Raw genomic sequence first — 838 nt, 5'->3', positions numbered from 1 at the left:
TTCCTTGAGCTAACCACATCATCCGAAGACTATCTTTTAAAAGTCCTTCAATTTTGCGCCCTGAGAAGACAGATTGCGTGTAGGCACATAAGATAATTTTAAGCATCATGCGTGGATGGTAGGCAGGACAGCCCTCATTTCGAAGGAATGGTTCAAACGCTTCGGGCGGGATACTTTCGACTAAATGGTGGATATGGAAGGCAATATCATTCTTTTGTAACTTCACTTCTAAATCTAAAGGCAAAACTAGTTGATTCATGTTATAATCTTTAAACATAAGGATCCTTCTTTCTGTATAATTTTGTTGTGGTGACTTAATTTTATCAGAAGTGGTCCTTATTTTTTTTATGAAAAAAATTTCACCGGCTTTTTAGTTTAGAGAAGGGTTTTGTCCCAGCCTCATAGTGTTGAAAAATTAAATAGTCAAGGGACTCTTTGTAAATATTTAGTCAAAATGAAGGTGATTTCTGTTCCAGGCTACTCGCTTTGCCGCTGACGCTTCGCTTTCGCGCAGAGCAAGGGCTTCCAGTGGGCGAGCGACGAGCCGCTTCCTGCGCTGAGGGAACGAAGGCTAGTGCGTCACGTCCTGTGACAATTTATCTGTGCGAAAGCGTAGCGACAGCAACAACGCCTTCGTGACCAACATCGTGTTGGCCTCAGGGTCTCGTCTGTCTCGCTATCCCACGGGAGTCGAGTTGCCTTGCACTCCAATCAGCAATAGTGTAGAACTTTAAATATTTCCTTCCCTCAAAAGAAAAGAAAAGTAAAAGCATGTTACTCACCATCATTAAATGGATAGAATATTGGTACAAATTCTACAGCTGTTAACCTACATTTT

The 838-nt window shown here is 41.6% G+C and carries 1 protein-coding gene; it reads right to left on the bottom strand.

Annotated features, from left to right (window positions below; all coding sequences use genetic code 11):
• Nucleotides 1-277: transposase (locus AC3WOM_RS26685; protein ID WP_492449214.1), on the bottom strand; the 277-nt coding region annotated here is incomplete at its 3' end.
• Nucleotides 278-838: the final 561 nt, after the last annotated feature.

It is taken from the genome of Lysinibacillus sp. FW301-JW8 (genome assembly GCF_058788755.1).
Note: the sequence above shows the minus strand (reverse complement) of the source record. Positions and strands in the feature narration are given on the sequence as shown.